20 protein-coding genes are annotated in these 16,020 nt (G+C 61.9%); 14 read left to right on the top strand and 6 right to left on the bottom strand.

The genetic code is table 11. From position 1 onward, the window contains the following. Positions 1-4 precede the first annotated feature (4 nt). On the bottom strand, positions 5-655 hold the full coding sequence (gene gmk, locus ACHQGU_RS04465) for a guanylate kinase (RefSeq protein WP_395495998.1): 651 nt from the start codon (positions 653-655) through the stop codon (positions 5-7). Between the two features lie 120 nt (positions 656-775). Between gmk and ACHQGU_RS04460 the strand changes: the two genes are divergently transcribed. Both ACHQGU_RS04460 and ACHQGU_RS04455 read left to right on the top strand, forming a co-directional pair. Continuing rightward, entirely contained in the window at positions 776-1,594 is an 819-nt protein-coding gene (locus ACHQGU_RS04460) for an SDR family oxidoreductase (RefSeq protein WP_062140560.1), read from the top strand. A 40-nt stretch (positions 1,595-1,634) separates the two neighbouring features. Continuing rightward, the gene (locus tag ACHQGU_RS04455) at positions 1,635-2,996 is read left to right on the top strand and encodes a purine-cytosine permease family protein (protein ID WP_395495997.1); all 1,362 of its coding nucleotides are present in this window, start codon (positions 1,635-1,637) and stop codon (positions 2,994-2,996) included. Here ACHQGU_RS04455 and rlmB read toward each other — a convergent pair. After that, positions 2,930-3,766 carry a 23S rRNA (guanosine(2251)-2'-O)-methyltransferase RlmB gene (gene rlmB, locus ACHQGU_RS04450; protein ID WP_395495996.1) on the bottom strand — a complete coding sequence of 279 codons (837 nt, stop codon included), beginning with the start codon at positions 3,764-3,766 and terminating at the stop codon, positions 2,930-2,932. The genes ACHQGU_RS04455 and rlmB overlap by 67 nt on opposite strands. A gap of 197 nt (positions 3,767-3,963) precedes the next feature. Here rlmB and ACHQGU_RS04445 point away from each other — a divergent pair, with 197 nt between their 5' ends. The 8 genes from ACHQGU_RS04445 (at position 3,964) to lptB (ending at position 10,044) form a co-directional block, all read left to right on the top strand. Then, complete coding sequence (locus ACHQGU_RS04445; protein WP_043553147.1) at positions 3,964-4,470, top strand: YaiI/YqxD family protein; 507 nt, start codon at positions 3,964-3,966, stop codon at positions 4,468-4,470. A 27-nt stretch (positions 4,471-4,497) separates the two neighbouring features. Next, positions 4,498-4,794, top strand: coding sequence for a hypothetical protein (locus ACHQGU_RS04440; protein ID WP_395495995.1), 297 nt, complete (start codon positions 4,498-4,500; stop codon positions 4,792-4,794). Between the two features lie 191 nt (positions 4,795-4,985). After that, a complete protein-coding gene (locus tag ACHQGU_RS04435; RefSeq protein ID WP_062250283.1) occupies positions 4,986-5,561 on the top strand; it encodes a DedA family protein in 576 nt (191 codons plus the stop codon). A gap of 118 nt (positions 5,562-5,679) precedes the next feature. After that, entirely contained in the window at positions 5,680-6,339 is a 660-nt protein-coding gene (locus tag ACHQGU_RS04430; RefSeq protein WP_062140888.1) for a ribonuclease D, read from the top strand. Positions 6,340-6,366: 27 nt separating this feature from the next. Beyond that, a complete protein-coding gene (locus tag ACHQGU_RS04425) occupies positions 6,367-7,374 on the top strand; it encodes an SIS domain-containing protein (protein WP_395495994.1) in 1,008 nt (335 codons plus the stop codon). After that, complete coding sequence (gene lptC, locus ACHQGU_RS04420; protein ID WP_062140547.1) at positions 7,371-8,105, top strand: LPS export ABC transporter periplasmic protein LptC; 735 nt, start codon at positions 7,371-7,373, stop codon at positions 8,103-8,105. The genes ACHQGU_RS04425 and lptC overlap by 4 nt, the downstream gene beginning before the upstream one ends. A 1-nt stretch (position 8,106) precedes the next feature. After that, positions 8,107-9,219: an LptA/OstA family protein gene (locus tag ACHQGU_RS04415; RefSeq protein ID WP_395495993.1), complete on the top strand. Its 1,113-nt coding sequence runs from the start codon at positions 8,107-8,109 to the stop codon at positions 9,217-9,219. Positions 9,220-9,222: 3 nt separating this feature from the next. Continuing rightward, positions 9,223-10,044 (top strand): LPS export ABC transporter ATP-binding protein, encoded by an 822-nt coding sequence (lptB, locus tag ACHQGU_RS04410; protein WP_156470178.1) that lies wholly within the window; start codon positions 9,223-9,225, stop codon positions 10,042-10,044. Here lptB and ACHQGU_RS04405 read toward each other — a convergent pair. Further along, the gene (locus ACHQGU_RS04405; RefSeq protein ID WP_156474594.1) at positions 10,041-10,325 is read right to left on the bottom strand and encodes a hypothetical protein; all 285 of its coding nucleotides are present in this window, start codon (positions 10,323-10,325) and stop codon (positions 10,041-10,043) included. The genes lptB and ACHQGU_RS04405 overlap by 4 nt on opposite strands. A gap of 325 nt (positions 10,326-10,650) precedes the next feature. Between ACHQGU_RS04405 and hpf the strand changes: the two genes are divergently transcribed. After that, the gene (gene hpf / locus ACHQGU_RS04400) at positions 10,651-11,265 is read left to right on the top strand and encodes a ribosome hibernation-promoting factor, HPF/YfiA family (RefSeq protein ID WP_062140540.1); all 615 of its coding nucleotides are present in this window, start codon (positions 10,651-10,653) and stop codon (positions 11,263-11,265) included. Between the two features lie 102 nt (positions 11,266-11,367). On the opposite strand, the gene ACHQGU_RS04395 is transcribed toward hpf, so the two are convergent. Then, on the bottom strand, positions 11,368-11,598 hold the full coding sequence (locus tag ACHQGU_RS04395; protein WP_373270297.1) for a DUF1150 family protein: 231 nt from the start codon (positions 11,596-11,598) through the stop codon (positions 11,368-11,370). A 112-nt stretch (positions 11,599-11,710) separates the two neighbouring features. Further along, positions 11,711-12,202 (bottom strand): Hsp20 family protein, encoded by a 492-nt coding sequence (locus tag ACHQGU_RS04390; protein WP_062140536.1) that lies wholly within the window; start codon positions 12,200-12,202, stop codon positions 11,711-11,713. 243 nt (positions 12,203-12,445) lie between these two features. Between ACHQGU_RS04390 and def the strand changes: the two genes are divergently transcribed. Genes def through truA form a run of 3 tightly spaced genes read left to right on the top strand, consistent with a single transcriptional unit; the run spans position 12,446 to position 14,835 of the window. Further along, positions 12,446-13,006, top strand: a complete 561-nt coding sequence (gene def / locus ACHQGU_RS04385) for a peptide deformylase (RefSeq protein WP_179193742.1) — start codon at positions 12,446-12,448, stop codon at positions 13,004-13,006. 18 nt (positions 13,007-13,024) lie between these two features. Then, positions 13,025-13,972 carry a methionyl-tRNA formyltransferase gene (fmt, locus tag ACHQGU_RS04380; protein WP_395495992.1) on the top strand — a complete coding sequence of 316 codons (948 nt, stop codon included), beginning with the start codon at positions 13,025-13,027 and terminating at the stop codon, positions 13,970-13,972. Then, positions 13,969-14,835: a tRNA pseudouridine(38-40) synthase TruA gene (gene truA, locus ACHQGU_RS04375; protein WP_082779502.1), complete on the top strand. Its 867-nt coding sequence runs from the start codon at positions 13,969-13,971 to the stop codon at positions 14,833-14,835. The genes fmt and truA overlap by 4 nt, the downstream gene beginning before the upstream one ends. Before the next feature lie 84 nt (positions 14,836-14,919). Here truA and ACHQGU_RS04370 read toward each other — a convergent pair whose 3' ends face one another. Next, positions 14,920-16,014, bottom strand: a complete 1,095-nt coding sequence (locus tag ACHQGU_RS04370) for an NAD(P)H-dependent flavin oxidoreductase (RefSeq protein ID WP_395495991.1) — start codon at positions 16,012-16,014, stop codon at positions 14,920-14,922. Positions 16,015-16,020 lie beyond the last annotated feature (6 nt).

The raw sequence follows: 16,020 nt of genomic DNA, 5'->3' as shown, positions 1-16,020 counted from the left end.
CCCATCAGGCTCCGAAGGTCTGCACAAAATCGGCCAGCCCGGTCTGCCGTCGCGTCAGCAGGCGTCCGGCTGTCAGCAGCGCGCGGGCCTCAAAGATGGCACGGTCCAGCTCTGTATTGACCACCACATGATCAAACTCCCGCCAATGGGAAATTTCATCCCGTGCGGCAGCCATGCGGCGGGCAATTTCATCCGGGTGGTCGGAGGCACGGGAATGGAGGCGGCGTTCCAGTTCGACCAGAGAGGGCGGCAGCACAAACAGGCTCACCACATCATCCGGCAGCGCCTTGCGAATCTGCTGGTGGCCCTGCCAGTCGATATCAAACACCATATCATGCCCGGCGTTCAGCGCTTCTTCCACTGGCGCGCGAGGGGTACCGTAGCCCCGGCCAAAGACAATGGCCCATTCCAGCAGCTCGCCGTTGGCGGCCATCTCTTCAAACTGCTCCATGGTGCGGAAGTGATAATGCACACCTTCCTTCTCACCGGGGCGCGGCTGGCGCGTGGTGACGGACACAGAATGGCGCAGCTTAGGTTCAGACGCCCGCAGCGCGTTGGCAATGGTCGATTTCCCCGCCCCCGACGGCGCGGAAATGACAAAACACACACCCCGACGTTTGATGCCCTTACCCTGTTCAGACGCTGCGTTCGACATACCGCCGTTCCATCCTATTCCGTGTTCTCAACTCACCACTCACCCTGCGTCTCTGCCACAAGCGCCGTCAGGGTGCCATAATGGGGAGATCTTCTAACAGTCTCGGGTTAAGAGGGCGACATGAAACACGATACCGTTCTGATTACCGGCGCGTCATCCGGACTGGGGCGCTCGCTGGCTCTGACGCTGGCCCGGCCGGGCCGCAGGCTCTTTCTGGGTGGGCGCAATAGTGACCGCCTGACCGACACGGCCCGCCAGTGCATTTCCCGCGGAGCGGCAGCAGAAATCCGACTCTGTGACGTGACGGACCGCCTCGGCATGGAAGAATGGGTGCATAATACCGGCCATCTGGACATGGTTCTGGCCTGCGCCGGCATTACCGGTGGCACCCGCAGTGCCCCGGCCCCGGACGATGCACCGTATGAACCGGACGCGCAGATCCGCCGGATGTTTGAAACCAATGTGCAGGGCGTGCTGAACACGGTGCTGCCTGCCCTGCAGATCATGCGCCGCCAGCCGCGCGCGGATGATGGAATGCGGGGGCGTATCTGCGCCATTTCCTCTGTGGCAGGCATTGTGTCCTACCCCGGTACCCCGTCCTATAGTGCCTCCAAGGCGGCAGTGGACCGCTTCATGGTCGCCACGGGCGGCAATATGAAGCAGGCGGGGATTTTGATGACCTCCGTGGTTTGCGGCTTCCTCAACACCCCCATGGTGGCCCGCAACCATTTCCCCATGCCGGGGCTGACGGATGTGGAGAATGCCAGCCGCCGTATTCTGCGTGGACTGCGGCGGAACGAACGGCGCATTGTCTTTCCGCGCTGGCTGGTCGCCGGGTCTCGTTTTATGGACCTTCTGCCTATCCGTCTGGCCGAAGCCTATTATAATCATCAGCCAACCGGCGCTGCTGGCAGCATGCCGGAGCCGGATCTGTCTTAACGCGCCTCTTCGGCCTCGCCTTTTCAGGACCTGACCCGGCATGACAACGCCCCCCGCCTCTTCCGGCCCTGCCTCCACCCAGCACCACCTGATGGAGGATCTTTCCGAAGCCTCCGTGCGGGAGCCCGTGCCTGCGGACCAGAAGACCATGGCGCTGGACAAAGTCTTCTGGAGCCACTTCTCCCCCAATCTGGGGCCGGGCGGCTGGGTGACGGGGGCGCTGCTCATCAGTCTGGGGCTGGACTTCAAGACCGGGGTGCTGGCGGTTCTGCTGGGCAACCTGATTGGCGCGCTGCCAGTCGCCCTTGCCGCCTCCATTGGTCCGGCCACCGGCCTGACGCAGATGGAAGCCTCCCGCCGCGCACTGGGGCGTCTGGGCTTGCGCCCTCCGGCTTTCCTCAACTGGATTTATTGTGTGGGGTGGGACGCGGTGAACAACGTGCCCGCCGCCACCGCTCTGATGGCGCTGCTGATGCTGGCGGGCGTCTCCCTGCCCTTCTGGTTCGCACTCGCTGTTCTGGCCTCCGTGCAGATGGTGGCCTCCATTTACGGGCATCATGTGGTGCAGGCCGTGCAGAAATATCTGGGCGGGCTGCTGCTGGTGACGTTCATTCTGATGGGCGTGGTATTTGCCATGCGCGGCTCTGCTCCCATTGCCGTCCACCACCCGGTCAGCCTCTCCACCTTCCTGCTGGCCACGGGGATTCTGGTCAGCTTCAACCTCTCCTGGGCGTCCTATTCTTCGGACTACACGCGCTATCTGCCAGCCGATACCAACCCGAAAAAAGTGGTGTGGCTGGCGCTGGCCGGGTTGCTGAGTTCGGCTATTCCGTTCCAGATTCTGGGGCTGATTAGTGCCGGGAGCGTCGCCAATCCCTCGCCTACTGCCGTGATTGCCTCGCTCCAGCAGGCTATGGGACCACTGGGGGCTGTGGCGCTGGCAGCGATTGCGCTGTCTTCCATCACCGGCAATTCGTTTAACGATAATACAGCCAGTTACAGCCTGATTTCCGCCGGGCTGCATGTGCCGCGTGTTGCCGCTGCCATCCTGACCGCATTGCTGGGCTATGGGCTGGCCGTGGCGGGTGCCGGGCGTTACACCGCACTTTATACGGATTACCTTCTGGTCACGATGTACTGGATTGCGCCGTGGATCGGCATTGTGCTGGCCGACTGGTATTGCGGCACCCGCCAGCCGCGCCCGGTGCCTCCGGGCTGGACCTATGGGGCCACGATTTTTGCCGTGACCTCCGTGCTGACCATCCTGCTATTTTCTGACAGCCAGCTTTACACCGGCCCCGTCGCCCGCTGGCTGGACGGCGCCGATATTGGCTCTTACGTGGGCTTCTTTGTGGCCGGGGGCTGGTATGTGCTGGGCATGCGTTCACGCGCCAGCTCATAAAGCCCAACGGCTGCGGCCACAGACACGTTCAGGCTTTCCATCTCACCCGGCATGTAAAGCCCGGCAATTTCATCACAGCTTTCACGCGTCAGGCGGCGCAGGCCCTTGCCTTCCGCACCCAGCACGAGGGCCACACGGCGGCCCTTGAAGGACGGACCATCCAGCAGGCCACCGCCCGCATCCAGCCCGACTGTCCAGCAGCCGCCTTTCTGCAGGGCCTCAATAGCGCGAGAGAGATTGACTTCCCGCACCATCGGCACCGTTTCCAGCGCACCGGACGCGGCCTTGGCCAGCACGGCGGTTTCTTCCGGCGCGTTGCGGTCCTGCACCACAAGGCAGGCTGCACCAAAGGCAGCGGCAGACCGCAGAATTGCGCCCACATTGCGCGGGTCCGTCACCTGATCCAGCACCAGCACGGGGCCGGGGCGTTCCAGCGCTTCTTCCAGCGTCAGATTAGGCAGCGCCTTGACCAGCACGGCCACGCCCTGATGCACGGCATCCTCACCCAGCATATCATCCAGACGGACGCGCTGAACAATTTCCGGTTCAATACGGATTACGGCCCCGGCTTCTTTTGCGGCCAGGAGCGCCGGATGCTCAGGCTCCGTCACCAGCAGGCGCTGGAACACACGGTTCGGGTTAGCCAGAGCGGCAGCCACGGCGTGGGTGCCAAACAGCCAGCAGGCGCCAGCAGGTGCGGCCCCCTCGCGCCCAGCGGGAGAAGCACCGCGCGAGCGGCGAGACGGACGGCCAGAACGGGGAGTGCGCATATAAAACCTTGAGCTATCGTGTTCAGCCCCCTCCCTACCGCAAACTGCCACCACCGGGCTATCCCCTTTGCCGCAGCTTCCGGGGCAGATCATGCGTCTCAAGCCGCCATGTTGCTCCGCCACGCACCATGCAGCAGGTGCAGTCCACCCGTCGTATCCCTTGCAACCATGCAGCTACGCGGCCTACGACTCAGACCATGATACGTATTTTTATAGACGCCGATGCCTGCCCGGTGCGGGATGAAACCTATCAGGTGGCTGAACGCCACGGTCTGAAAACCTATGTGGTCTCCAACCGCCTGCTGGCGGCCCCGGCCTCCCCGCAGATTGAGCGCATTGTGGTGACTGACGGCATGGATGTGGCGGATGACTGGATTGCAGAGCACGTCAAAGCGCATGACATTGTGATTTCATCAGACATCCCGCTGGCTGCCCGCTGCGTGGCAAAAAAGGCCTGCGTGCTGAACCCCAATGGCCGCATTCTGGATGAAAACGCCATCGGCATGGCGCTGGCCATGCGCAACCTGATGGAAGACCTCCGCTCCACCGGCACCATGCTGGGCGGCGGGAAAAGCTTTACCAAAAAAGACCGCTCCGCCTTTCTCTCAGCACTCGATACAGCGGTGGTGCGCGGCAAAAAACAGGCCGCAGGCAGTGTTCTGGCAGCACGTCTGGCAGCACCACCGGGTGGACGGAGTGTCTGAAAATTCAGACAGTATCAGACTGTAAAATTGAAGGTGCGACCGGAAGATCCTGCTGGTAAGACTGTCAAAGACCAGATGATTCGCAAGGGAGTTTTAAAAATGCCAGCTCGCCGCCCTCTCCGCTCTGATAATGACGACTTCTCTGACGAAACGCCTGAAAATGAAGCCTATGCGCTCTCCCTGCTTCAGGAAGAAGACGATGAAGAACAACGCCAGCGCGCGGAAGAAAACGAAGACATTCTTGAAGAAATGACAGACTACGCCGACCATTATCTTGGCGATAATCAGGATGATGAGTTTCCCGAGGACGATCAGGACTTCTAACTCCTTCTGCGAGACGACCGAAGAACTGCCATGCCGCAGCCTGCCTTCTCCCGGCAAAAGGTTTGCGGCATGGTCCGCATCACCCCGTGCGGTTCTGTCGCACTCTCCTGCACAAGGACACCTGACCCCTGCTGCACCATCTGGACACGCTGCTTCAGCATTACGGCTATGGCATTGTCACCCTGATTGTCATGATGGAAAGCATGGGCGTGCCTGTGCCAGCCGAAGCCTGCATCATCACGGCCTCGCTGTATTGTCTGAAGACCCATCATCTTGCCATTGGCTGGGTGGCCGTTGCCGCTGTGGCAGGGGCGATTATTGGCGATAACATCGGCTATCTTATTGGCCGCAAGGTCGGGCTGCCGCTGCTGGAAAAATATGGCCCACGCTTCGGCCTGACCTCCCAGCGGCTCATTCTGGGGCAATATCTGTTCCACCATCACGGCAGCGCCATTGTCTTCTGTGGCCGGTTTATTTCCGTGGTGCGCGTATTTGTGGCCGTGCTGGCCGGGGCGTGCCGCATGCACTGGCCGCGCTTCATGCTGTTTAATGCACTGGGGGGCACGTGCTGGGCAGGCGGTTATGCGCTGGGCACTTATGCTCTGGGGCGCAAGATTTCCGAGGTCTCTGGCCCGGTTGGCATTGTCATCGGCATTGCCGCCATTGGCGGTATGGTCGCCATGGGGCGCTTCCTGAAGAAAAATGAGGCCCGGCTGACCCAGCTTGCCTTGCAGGAATCCCGGAACGGCACGCTCTCCGCGTCCTGAGGTCGCTACCGTCACCATCAAATCGCCTGAAAGCCTCGGCAGGGTGTCCAGAATGGACATTCCGCCATCCCGGCTGTATCCGTCTGAGCCTGATCAACAACAAGGCATGGAGCGGGTCATGAACGCATCCCGGAGCTCTTCCGAGGGCAGCATCACTCTACATCGCAACGACCTGCCCGACGGGCTGACCTTTACCGGGTCTGTTGCCGTGGATACGGAAACCATGGGCCTCAACCCCCATCGGGACCGGCTGTGCCTTGTGCAGCTTTCCGCAGGGGACGGCACGGCGCATCTGGTGCAGATCATCCCGGAATCCCTCGGCGGCAAGGGCTATAACTGCCCGAACCTCAAACGCCTGATGGCCGATCCCGCCGTAACCAAAATCATGCATTTTGCCCGGTTTGATGTCGCCATTCTCCAGCATGCGCTGGGCATTACCGTCAGCCCCGTGGTCTGCACCAAAATTGCCGCCCGTCTGGTGCGCACCTTTACGGACCGCCACGGTCTGGCCGCTCTGTGCCGGGACATGCTGGGCGTTGAGATGAGCAAACAGCAGCAAACGTCTGACTGGGGCGCTGTGGACCTCAAGCCGGAACAGCTGGCTTATGCCGCCTCCGATGTGCTGTATCTGCATGCACTGTGGCAGAAGATGGATGCGCTGCTGCACCGTGAGGGCCGTCGTGAACTGGCTCAGGCCTGCTACGACTTCCTGCCCGCGCGTGCCCGGCTTGACCTTCTGGGTTATGAAGACCCGGATATCTTTTCTCACCGCGCCTGATCCAGCCCGGACCGGAGCCTGCCCCGCATGACAGAACACGCCACCTTAGACGCGCCTGACCGCCTCGCGACGGAGGCCGCAACCGTTATCCAGACCGAGCGCGCCGGTCTGGATGCGCTGGACCGTGCGTTGCAGGACCCCTCCGGGCTGGGGGGCGCGTTTGCGCGGGCGGTGGAGATTTTGCTGCATGTGTCGGGCCGGGTGGTCGTCACCGGTATTGGCAAATCCGGCCATGTGGCCCGGAAAATTCAGGCCACTCTCTGCTCCACCGGCACCCCCGCCCTGTTTGTTCACCCTGCCGAGGCCTCCCATGGGGATCTGGGCATGGTGCAGCCGGGCGATGTGGTTCTGGCCTTCTCCAACTCCGGTGAGACCACGGAACTGGGTGACATTGCCGCCCACACCCGCAAGGCTGGCCTGCCGCTGCTGGCCGTCACCAGTCGGGCGAATTCCACGCTGGCCTCTGCGGCGGATGTGGCGCTCACCCTCCCCGCCATGCCGGAAGCCTGCCCGATGGGGCTGGCCCCGACCACCAGCACCCTCATGCAGCTGGCCTTTGGGGACGCACTCGCCGTGGTTTTGCTGCGCCAGCGGGGCTTTACCGCGAGCGACTTTGGCAATTACCACCCGGGCGGTCGTCTGGGCAGCCGCCTGCGCACCGTGCAGGAACTGATGCGCACCGGCGCAGACATCCCTCTGGGGCGTGAAGACACCCCCATGCGGGATGTCATTATGGAAATGACGCGCCAGGCTCTAGGCTGCATTGGCATTCTGGACCATAATGGCCGACTGGCGGGGCTGATCACGGATGGTGACCTGCGCCGCGCGCTGGACCATGATCTGACAACCACGCTGGCAAAGGATGTCATGAACCGTCACCCTCTCACCATAGGGCCTGACATTTTTGCTGCTGATGCGCTGCGCATGATGAACGAACGCGACCGCCCCATTACCTCCCTGTTCATTCTGGATGCATACCGCCGCCCGATGGGCGTTGTGCATGTGCATGATCTGCTACGGGCAGGTGTGGGATGACGGAACCCTCAGGCCGCCCGCCTCAACGCGATGATTTTGCCCGCTCGGAAGAAACCGTTCGTCAGCAGCGCGAACGTATGGCACCCTCCATTGCCCGCCGTCTGCCGCCTGATGCGGGAGAACTGGCCCGCAGGCGGATGCTGTTGCGCTGGGCCAAATGGGTTCTGCCCGCCACGGCTCTGCTGCTGCTCAGCTCCATTGCCGTCTGGCCGGAAGTGGACCGGCTGATTAACGCCAACAAGGCAGCGCTGAAGGAAATCTCCAAGGTTAAAGTGGAAAGCGGCAATCTGATTGGCGCAACCTATCGTGGTCTGGATGAGCATAACCGTCCCTTTATGATTACGGCGGACAGTGCGCATCAGGCCAACCCGGAACGGATGGATCTGGACAACCCTGTGGCCGATATCCTCAGCCAGGGGGGAAGCTGGCTTCTGGTCCGATCGGAAAAAGGGGTCTACATGCAGCATGCACAGATTCTTGACCTGACCGGAGAAGTCACCCTGTATCGTGATGATGGCCTTATGATGCGCAGCCCTGTGGCGGATGTGGATGTCCGCACGGGCATTATTGCGTCCGATAGCTGGGTGCGGGCGGAAGGGCCGTTTGGCGTGCTTGATGCAAAAGGATATCTGGTGTCTCAGCATGAAGGCATTGCCCAGTTCCGCGGGCCGGGCCGACTGATTTTGAACGACGACCGCGGCAGCCATCCGGCTGATGGGAAGGCCTCCTGATATGCTCCTGACCTTATCCTCCCGCCTGCGCGGCCTGCGCCGCCCGGTGCTGGCTCCTGCTTTCGGGCTTGCTGCACTCCCGCTGCTGGCGGCCCTCTTCTGTGGCACGGCGCACGCGCAGTCCATTGACCTCTCGCATGGCGGCCAGATTACCGTCACCGCGGCCGGTGGGTTTGACTGGGACCAGAACCAGAAAAAAGTCACGGCGTATGATCAGGCCAAGGCCGTGCGCGGTGACGTAACGGTGACGGCGGACAAGCTGATTGCCTATTACCGCAAGAAGGCCGCCCCCGACGGCACGCCTGCTCCCGCGCAGGGTGACGCTCCGGCAGGGGCGGTTACCGGCACAACAGCCAGCGCCAAACCGGGGTCAGACGCCGCAGCCCCAACCGGCCAGCCTCCCACCCCTGCCAGCACGCCTGCCCCGGCAGACGCCAAGCCTGCGGACGGCAAAACCGAGGGCGGTGACCCGGATTCCTCCGGTGCGAACGAAATTTATCGACTGGAAGCCGTCGGCCACGTTCATATCTACACCCAGACCGATCAGGGCTGGGGCGATAAGGCCGTGTATGACATGGATCAGGCCGTACTGGTGATGACCGGTAAGGCGCTGAAACTGACCACCCCGCAGGATATCCTGACGGCGCGGGATTCCATGGAATATTACTCGCAGCAGCGCATTTCCATCGGGCGCGGCAATGCGACTGTGACAACAAACGACAACCGGCAGATTCGTGCGGATGTGCTGGTGGGCTACAGCGCTCCGCCGGATCAGTCTGCCCAGCCAGCAGACCAGAAGAAAGACGCAAACCAGAACTCGTCTGACCCGCTGGCCAATGGTTCTGGCAAGCTGGAAAAGGTCAACGCGTTTGGCCATGTGTGGGTCCGCACCCAGACGGAAACCGTCACCGGGGACCGGGGGGTGTATGTGCCGGATACCGGTATTGCCCGCATTGTGGGGAATGTGCACATCACCCGTGGGCCGAACCAGATCCAGGGCGCTGCGGCTATCATCAACATGCATACAGGTCTGGCAACCATGACAGAACGCCCGGGCAGCCGCGTGAGCGGTCTGGTTGTGCCCAACAGTGGCGACTCATCGGACAGGAAATAACGGATGACGCAGGAGATCAGCTGGACTTCGGAAGAAACGGTGGAAGATCAGGTCATCGGGCCGGGTCCTGAACCAACCAACCCGAACGCCCCGCACGCGCCCGGCCATGGCCTGTTTGCCAACGGTATAGGCAAATCCTACAAAAAGCGCGAGGTGGTGAAGAACGTCTCCATCGAGGTGCATCGGGGCGAGGCCGTTGGCCTGCTCGGGCCAAACGGGGCCGGGAAAACCACCAGCTTTTATATGATTGTGGGCCTTGTGCAGCCTGATACCGGCTCCATCACGCTGGATGGTGCAGACATCACCCAACTCCCCATGTATCGCCGCGCGCGGCTGGGCATTGGGTATCTGCCGCAGGAAGCCAGTATTTTCCGTGGCCTGAATGTTGAACAGAACATTATGGCCGCACTGGAAGTGGTGGAGCGTGACCCGGACCAGCGGGAAGTGATGCTGGATGGCCTGCTGAGCGAATTCGGCATCTCCCACCTGCGCCGCTCCCCCTCCCTCGCCCTTTCAGGCGGTGAACGGCGGCGTCTGGAAATTGCCCGCGCACTGGCCAGCCAGCCGCATTACATCCTGCTGGATGAACCGCTGGCCGGGATTGACCCCATTGCGGTGGGCGAAATCCGAGACCTCGTCTCGCACCTCAAAGACCGTGGCATTGGCGTGCTGATTACCGACCATAACGTGCGTGAGACGCTGGAAGTCATTGACCGCGCCTACATCATGCACAGCGGGCAGGTGCTGATGCAGGGTGTGCCGGAAGAAATTGTGGCGCATGAAGACGTGCGCCGTGTGTATCTGGGCGAGAGCTTCTCGCTCTAACGCCGCCCTTTTATCACCAGTTGTGGCGGGGCCATCTCCGGCACAGGCGGTGCGGGCTCCAGTTCAATGGGCGGCACAGGCAGGCGGGCAGCATCAGCCTTGGGCTTCTGCTTCACCACCTCTACCGGAATAACCACTTTCTCCATCGGCGGCTTATAGTGCGTCATGTACCACATGATGCTGCCGTAAGCGGCCAGCAACACCAGCAGGATCGCGACTTTGGCCCGCCACTTGTGGCGCATTTTGGGCATGTTGACGGGCGGGCTGGATCTTAAAAGCATGGCATCCTGTCTGGCTTGCAACTCTGTCTTGTGTTGTATGCGCCAGCTTTCCGGCTCAGCAACCCCGAAAGAGACGGTTTTTTCAGAGTCTGCCCTCAACGCGGCCGCTATAACGCCAGAATAGTCGCGTTGGTTCCTATATTAAAACTGTCACAAAGCCGTAGACAGACGCCCGCTAACCATGCCCAAATACAGGCAGGCATGAGGGAGTCATCCCCGTGCCTGACGAGTTAAGCCGCCTGCGCCTGAGAGAGGGCTGCATCTGTTACGGCTCCGCGCTCAGGCAAAGACGGTCCTGCTCTTAACCAGCGAGGAACGACGTCCGATGCATATTCATGTTTCCGGTAAACAGATTGCTCTGTCCGATGCGCTCAAGCACCGGGTCAATGCTCACCTGGGCGGCCTTGCAGAACGATATTTTGACAAGGCGCTGGAAGCCAATGTGACTTTCAGTAAAGCCCGTTCCTTCTTCACCTGTGATATCAACGTGCATGCAGGCCGTGGCCTGACCCTGCGCGGTGAGGGCGAGGCCGCAGACGCGAACGCCGCGTTTGATGACGCTGCCGAGCATATTGCCAAACGCCTGCGCCGCTACCATCGCCGCGTCACCTCTCACGCCCGCGCCACCAAAACGGCCGAGGCCCCGCCTGAAACCGGGCGCTCCTATGTGCTCAAATCCACCCCACCCGCTGCAAACGGCAAAGCCCAGCAGGACAATGGTGTGGACCATGAAGCCACGGCAGAAGCCGAAACCTACGCCGCCATTATTGCGGAACACACCACCGACATTCCGACCCTGAGCGTGAGTGAGGCCGTCATGCGGCTGGATCTCGCCGCGTGCAGCATTCTGCTGTTCCGTAACCGCAAAAATCAGCAGATCAATCTGGTTTACCGGCGTGATGACGGGAATATCGGCTGGGTGGATACGGGGCCGTCCTGAAGGACGTCCTCACCCTTTTGCTCAAAAAAATGCCCTGCCACACGACGGAAATTTTCTCCCGTATGTGGCAGGGTTTTTCATAAGCTGGTCTTGCCCGAAGGTTTACTGAAGGCTGGCTGGCACCATGTCGTGCTGGAGGATAACCCCCCACGCGGTTTCCAGATCATCCACCACCGCCAGCGGTGAGCCATCGGCAGCATGGATGGCGCAGCCTTCCTCGCCATCTTCTGTCAGAGCCGGGCGCACATAGGCGACATTGGCAACCCCCAGAGACCGAAACTGATTTTCGGAAAGCTGATGGACATCCAACGGTTTATCCGACTCATCGGGCATAAGAACAACACGTCCGTTCCGGGTCGTGACTCTCATGGTGTCTCCTTTCCGTATCTATAACGCCAACGCAGGCTGGCGGGGAAAGATCCCCACCCGTCCTGAGCCGGGCTTTTCAGTCCTCCACCACCGTATGCAACATACGGGAGGTGCGCGGCTTCAGCCCGCTGGCCGAGGCTGCTGCACTTTTCGGGGTGCCGGGCTGCATGATCTCAATCCGCTTGACGCGCACTTCCGGCTGCGGGCGGAACAGATCAATATGCAGCAGGCCATTATCCAGCCAGGCCCCGCCAATCTCTATCCCCTCAGCCAGCACAAACGCCTTCTGGAACTGGCGGGAGGCAATGCCGCGATGCAGATAGACATGCTCTTCACCGTCTTCCACCTGCCGGCCACGGATCACCAGCTGATTGTCTTCCTGCGTAATCTGGAGGTCATCCATCCGGAACCCGGCGACCGCCAGCGTAATCCGCAGCCCGTTGGGGGCAATCTGTTCAATATTATAGGGTGGGTACCCATCCCCGTTCCCCTTGCTGGCCCGTTCGAGCATCTGCTCAAGATGGTCAAAACCTAGGAACATGGGTGAACCGAATACTCTGCCAGACATAAAGCCTCCCCTTTCTGAGCGAGACAGAAACCGGGCCCTTCATGGCACCCGGCTTTCCTCACGATATGGGAGACACCCGGCCAAACGCAAGACTGCACGGAAGCCCACGCATGCCTGAAACAGCCACTCCGGCGGGTTTGCACCCCATAACAGAGGCCGAGTGCGGCATATTTCCCACGGTTTTTGTGTCATCAGCGCCATCTCCCTCTGGCGTAGCCGGGCGCGGGAGGTTAAATCGGGCGTATGACAGACGCAGCCATGACAGATGCAGCTTTTTCCGCTGCGGCGGCAGATGCCGCTCCTATGCCCATTCTCATTGCCCCGCATGCCGTGCTGCGGCGCAAGACGCGTGAGGTAAAACCGGAAGATATGGCGGACATCCGCCGGGTTCTGCCCAGCATGTTTTCCGCCATGTATGCCGCCCCCGGCATCGGGCTGGCCGCCCCGCAGGTGGGCCTCGGCCTGCGTTTTGCGCTGGTTGATCTGGGTGAAGAAGATGCCCGCGAGCCGATCGTGATGATCAACCCGGAGGTGATTGCGGAGACGGAAACACTGGCCGCGCGGGAGGAAGGCTGCCTTTCCCTGCCCAACCAGTATGCGGAAGTCACCCGCCCGGAAAAGGTGCGCGTGCAGTGGCGCACTGTGGGTGGCGATGTGATGGAGCGTGAAGTGGACGGCCTGCTGGCCACCTGCATGCAGCATGAAATTGACCATCTGGAAGGCATCCTGTTCGTGGATCACCTCTCCGTGCTGCGCCGCAATATGATCCTGCGGCGGCTGGCCAAGGAACAGAAGCGGAAATAAGCCGGAGGGCTGGATACCATGCGCCTTATCTTTATGGGCACACCGGATTTTGCGGTGCCTGCCCTGCACGCCCTCCATGCCGCAGGGCACGAGATTGTCGCCGTGTATTCCCAGCCCCCGCGCCCCGCTGGCCGGGGCAAGGCGCTGCGGGCCTCGCCCGTGCAGCAGGCGGCGGAAGCCCTCGGCCTGCCGGTGCGTCACCCCGAAAAGCTGCGTAAAAATGAGGAAGAATGGGCCGCCTTTGCTGCCCTTGAGGCCGATGCCGCCATTGTGGCCGCCTATGGTCTCATTCTGCCACAGGTCATGCTGGACGCGCCGCGCCTTGGCTGCCTGAACATCCATGCCAGCCTGTTGCCGCGCTGGCGCGGAGCCTCCCCCATCCAGAGCTCCATTCTGGCAGGTGATACAGAAAGTGGCGTGACCATCATGCAGATGGAAGCGGGCCTTGATACTGGTCCCATGCTGCTGCGTGAGGCCGTGCCCATTACCGCCGAGACCACTGCCACCAGCCTGCATGACGCGCTAAGTGCTATTGGCGGGCAACTGGCCGTGCGTGTGCTGGCCGAACGCCCCGCCCCCACGCCGCAGCCGGAAGACGGCGTGACCTACGCCCCGATGCTGACGCGTGAAGATGGCCGTCTGGACTGGTCCCAGTCTGCTGCGGCACTGGACCTGCGCATTCGTGCCCTCACCCCCTGGCCCGGCACCTTTACCGTGCAGGCCGATGGCACCGTGCTGAAAATTGGTGCGGCCACCCCGCTGCCCGACCGCAAGCACACCGCTACCCCCGGCACCGCGCTGGATGATGCCCTGACCATTGCGTGTGGAGACGGCGCTCTCCGCCTGACCCGCCTGCAAAAGCCCGGTCGTGGCATGATGGATGCTGATGCCTTCCTGCGCGGCCAGCCCATGCCCGCAGGCACGCGCCTGTATCACACGCCGCCAGCCGCACCCGACGCCGAATGACCGAGCTGCCGTCGTTTCTCTCCGAACCCTCGCCTGTTTTTCCGTCTGATCCCCATAAGGATGCCCAGACCGAGCAGGCATTCCAGCGCTGGGCTGTCAAAATCGAATATGACGGCACCGGTCTGGTCGGCTGGCAGAAGCAGAGTGTGGGCACTTCCGTGCAGGGCCTGCTGGAAGCAGCCGCCACCCGCATGGCTAATGGGCGGCGCGTCTCCAGCATTACCGCAGGGCGGACGGATGCGGGCGTGCATGCACTGGGGCAGGTCGCGCATCTGGACTTCCCCGCAGATATGAACCTTGCCCCGCATATTGTGCGTGACGGGCTGAGCTACCATCTGAAACCCCACCCTGTTGCCGTGCTGCAGGCGGCACTGGTGACGGAGAAATGGAGCGCGCGGTTTTCCGCCACATGGCGCTCCTACCTCTACCGCATTATCAACCGCCCCTCGCCCCCGGCCCTTGGAGCCACCCATATGTGGCATGTGCGCGCCCGGCTGAATCTGGACCGAATGCGCGAAGGTGCAGACAGGCTTGTGGGCACGCATGATTTTACGTCCTTCCGGGCTGCCGCCTGTCAGGCCAGAAACCCGGTCCGTACGCTGGACAGCCTGACGGTAGAGCGTGTGGGGGAGGAAGTGCATATCCGCACCCGCGCCCGCTCCTTTCTGCACCATCAGGTACGAAACATGGTGGGCACGCTGGTTCTTGTTGGCAGAGAACGCTGGGACCCGGAACGCATCACCGCAGCGCTGGACGCCCGCTCCCGCACCGCCGGAGGCCCTACCGCCCCGGCAGAAGGCCTGTATCTGACCGGCGTAGGCTATAATCCTGATCCGTTTGCGAACCCGCCAGCCTCATACTAACACTGGCACTGGCACTGGCACTGGCACTGGCACTGGCACTGGCACTGGCACTGGCACTCTGTAGAACATTACTTCCGGCAGTCATCAAACCAGTCCCGCGCGCTTAATCTGGCGCGACCGCTGTTTCAGAATTTCCGTGTATTCCGCCTGAATTTCCCGAACCAACCGGGGCGCAGGCAGAGCGCGGGCCAGCGGTGCCCCCTGCCCGGCCCAGTGTGCGCCAAAGCCTGCCTCCCCGTGGGTTCGGGCCGCTTTGGCCAGAGCCTTCCCGGCATCATACGCAATGGGGTAATCCGGGCAAGGCGGTGCATCGGGGCGATCAGCCAACGCAGTAAACCGGTTGGATAGCCCTCGCGCGGGCCGACCGGAAATCAGGCTGACCATGCGGGTATGAAAAGCCGCCTGTCCCATCAGAGCTTTTCGATACGCCTCATCCAACCCCGTTTCCGGGCAAAGCAGAAATGCCGTGCCCATTTGCGCCGCCACGGCCCCCAGATCCAGCGCGGCCGCCAGCCCGGCCCCGTCCATAATGCCCCCAGCGGCAATAACCGGCCCATGACACTGGCGGCTGAGCAGACGGACCAGCGGGAACGTGCCCAGCGCATCATCCGGCGCATACGGGTCAAACATGCCCCGATGCCCTCCGGCCTCGATACCCTGCGCCATCACCGCATCCATCCCGGCAGCTTCTGCCGACAGTGCCTCGGCAGGGCTGGTGACAGTCGCCAGAAGCACCGCGCCTGTTTGTTTGAGGGCCGTCACACACTCAGCAGGAGGTAACCCGAAATGGAAGCTGATGACGGGCGGTTTGACCTCCAGCAGGAGCGCCAGCATCGCCGGGTCATCCAGAAAACTTGTGTAGGGTGAAGACAGTTTTTCCGGGGGTATCTCGTCGTACTCTGCAAAAACAGGCTTCAGCCAGTCCAGCCAGCGCGCCTCACGCTCCGCGTCCGCTTTGGGCGTGGAATGCACGAACAGATTGACGTTAAAGGGCCGGTCCGTTCTGGCCCGCACCTCCGCAATCAATGCACGTGCCTGCTCAGGCTTTGTCGCCCCCAGCCCCAGTGCGCCCAACCCGCCCGCGTTGGAGACCTCCGCCGCAAGCGCTGGCGTGGACACGCCGGCCATCGGAGCCTGAAAGACCGGAACTGTCAGGCCGAGTTGTTCAGGAAGGTGCATCTCTCT

The sequence above is a fragment of the Acetobacter sp. KSO5 genome (assembly GCF_044094635.1).
GTDB lineage: Bacteria > Pseudomonadota > Alphaproteobacteria > Acetobacterales > Acetobacteraceae > Acetobacter > Acetobacter cerevisiae.
This window is presented reverse-complemented; position numbering and strand designations above follow the sequence as displayed.

What these genes read in the sequence shown, in the direction of transcription:
- lptB (WP_156470178.1), top strand. Translation starts at nt 9,223, where the DNA reads ATGACGCAGGAGATCAGCTGGACTTCGGAAGAAACGGTGGAAGATCAG.
- fmt (WP_395495992.1), top strand. Translation starts at nt 13,025, where the DNA reads ATGCGCCTTATCTTTATGGGCACACCGGATTTTGCGGTGCCTGCCCTG.
- hpf (WP_062140540.1), top strand. Translation starts at nt 10,651, where the DNA reads ATGCATATTCATGTTTCCGGTAAACAGATTGCTCTGTCCGATGCGCTC.
- gmk (WP_395495998.1), bottom strand. Translation starts at nt 655, where the DNA reads ATGTCGAACGCAGCGTCTGAACAGGGTAAGGGCATCAAACGTCGGGGT.
- ACHQGU_RS04395 (WP_373270297.1), bottom strand. Translation starts at nt 11,598, where the DNA reads ATGCCCGATGAGTCGGATAAACCGTTGGATGTCCATCAGCTTTCCGAA.
- def (WP_179193742.1), top strand. Translation starts at nt 12,446, where the DNA reads ATGACAGACGCAGCCATGACAGATGCAGCTTTTTCCGCTGCGGCGGCA.
- ACHQGU_RS04415 (WP_395495993.1), top strand. Translation starts at nt 8,107, where the DNA reads ATGCTCCTGACCTTATCCTCCCGCCTGCGCGGCCTGCGCCGCCCGGTG.
- ACHQGU_RS04370 (WP_395495991.1), bottom strand. Translation starts at nt 16,014, where the DNA reads ATGCACCTTCCTGAACAACTCGGCCTGACAGTTCCGGTCTTTCAGGCT.
- ACHQGU_RS04405 (WP_156474594.1), bottom strand. Translation starts at nt 10,325, where the DNA reads ATGCTTTTAAGATCCAGCCCGCCCGTCAACATGCCCAAAATGCGCCAC.
- ACHQGU_RS04425 (WP_395495994.1), top strand. Translation starts at nt 6,367, where the DNA reads ATGACAGAACACGCCACCTTAGACGCGCCTGACCGCCTCGCGACGGAG.
- lptC (WP_062140547.1), top strand. Translation starts at nt 7,371, where the DNA reads ATGACGGAACCCTCAGGCCGCCCGCCTCAACGCGATGATTTTGCCCGC.
- ACHQGU_RS04435 (WP_062250283.1), top strand. Translation starts at nt 4,986, where the DNA reads ATGATGGAAAGCATGGGCGTGCCTGTGCCAGCCGAAGCCTGCATCATC.
- ACHQGU_RS04430 (WP_062140888.1), top strand. Translation starts at nt 5,680, where the DNA reads ATGAACGCATCCCGGAGCTCTTCCGAGGGCAGCATCACTCTACATCGC.
- rlmB (WP_395495996.1), bottom strand. Translation starts at nt 3,766, where the DNA reads ATGCGCACTCCCCGTTCTGGCCGTCCGTCTCGCCGCTCGCGCGGTGCT.
- truA (WP_082779502.1), top strand. Translation starts at nt 13,969, where the DNA reads ATGACCGAGCTGCCGTCGTTTCTCTCCGAACCCTCGCCTGTTTTTCCG.
- ACHQGU_RS04445 (WP_043553147.1), top strand. Translation starts at nt 3,964, where the DNA reads ATGATACGTATTTTTATAGACGCCGATGCCTGCCCGGTGCGGGATGAA.
- ACHQGU_RS04390 (WP_062140536.1), bottom strand. Translation starts at nt 12,202, where the DNA reads ATGTCTGGCAGAGTATTCGGTTCACCCATGTTCCTAGGTTTTGACCAT.
- ACHQGU_RS04455 (WP_395495997.1), top strand. Translation starts at nt 1,635, where the DNA reads ATGACAACGCCCCCCGCCTCTTCCGGCCCTGCCTCCACCCAGCACCAC.
- ACHQGU_RS04460 (WP_062140560.1), top strand. Translation starts at nt 776, where the DNA reads ATGAAACACGATACCGTTCTGATTACCGGCGCGTCATCCGGACTGGGG.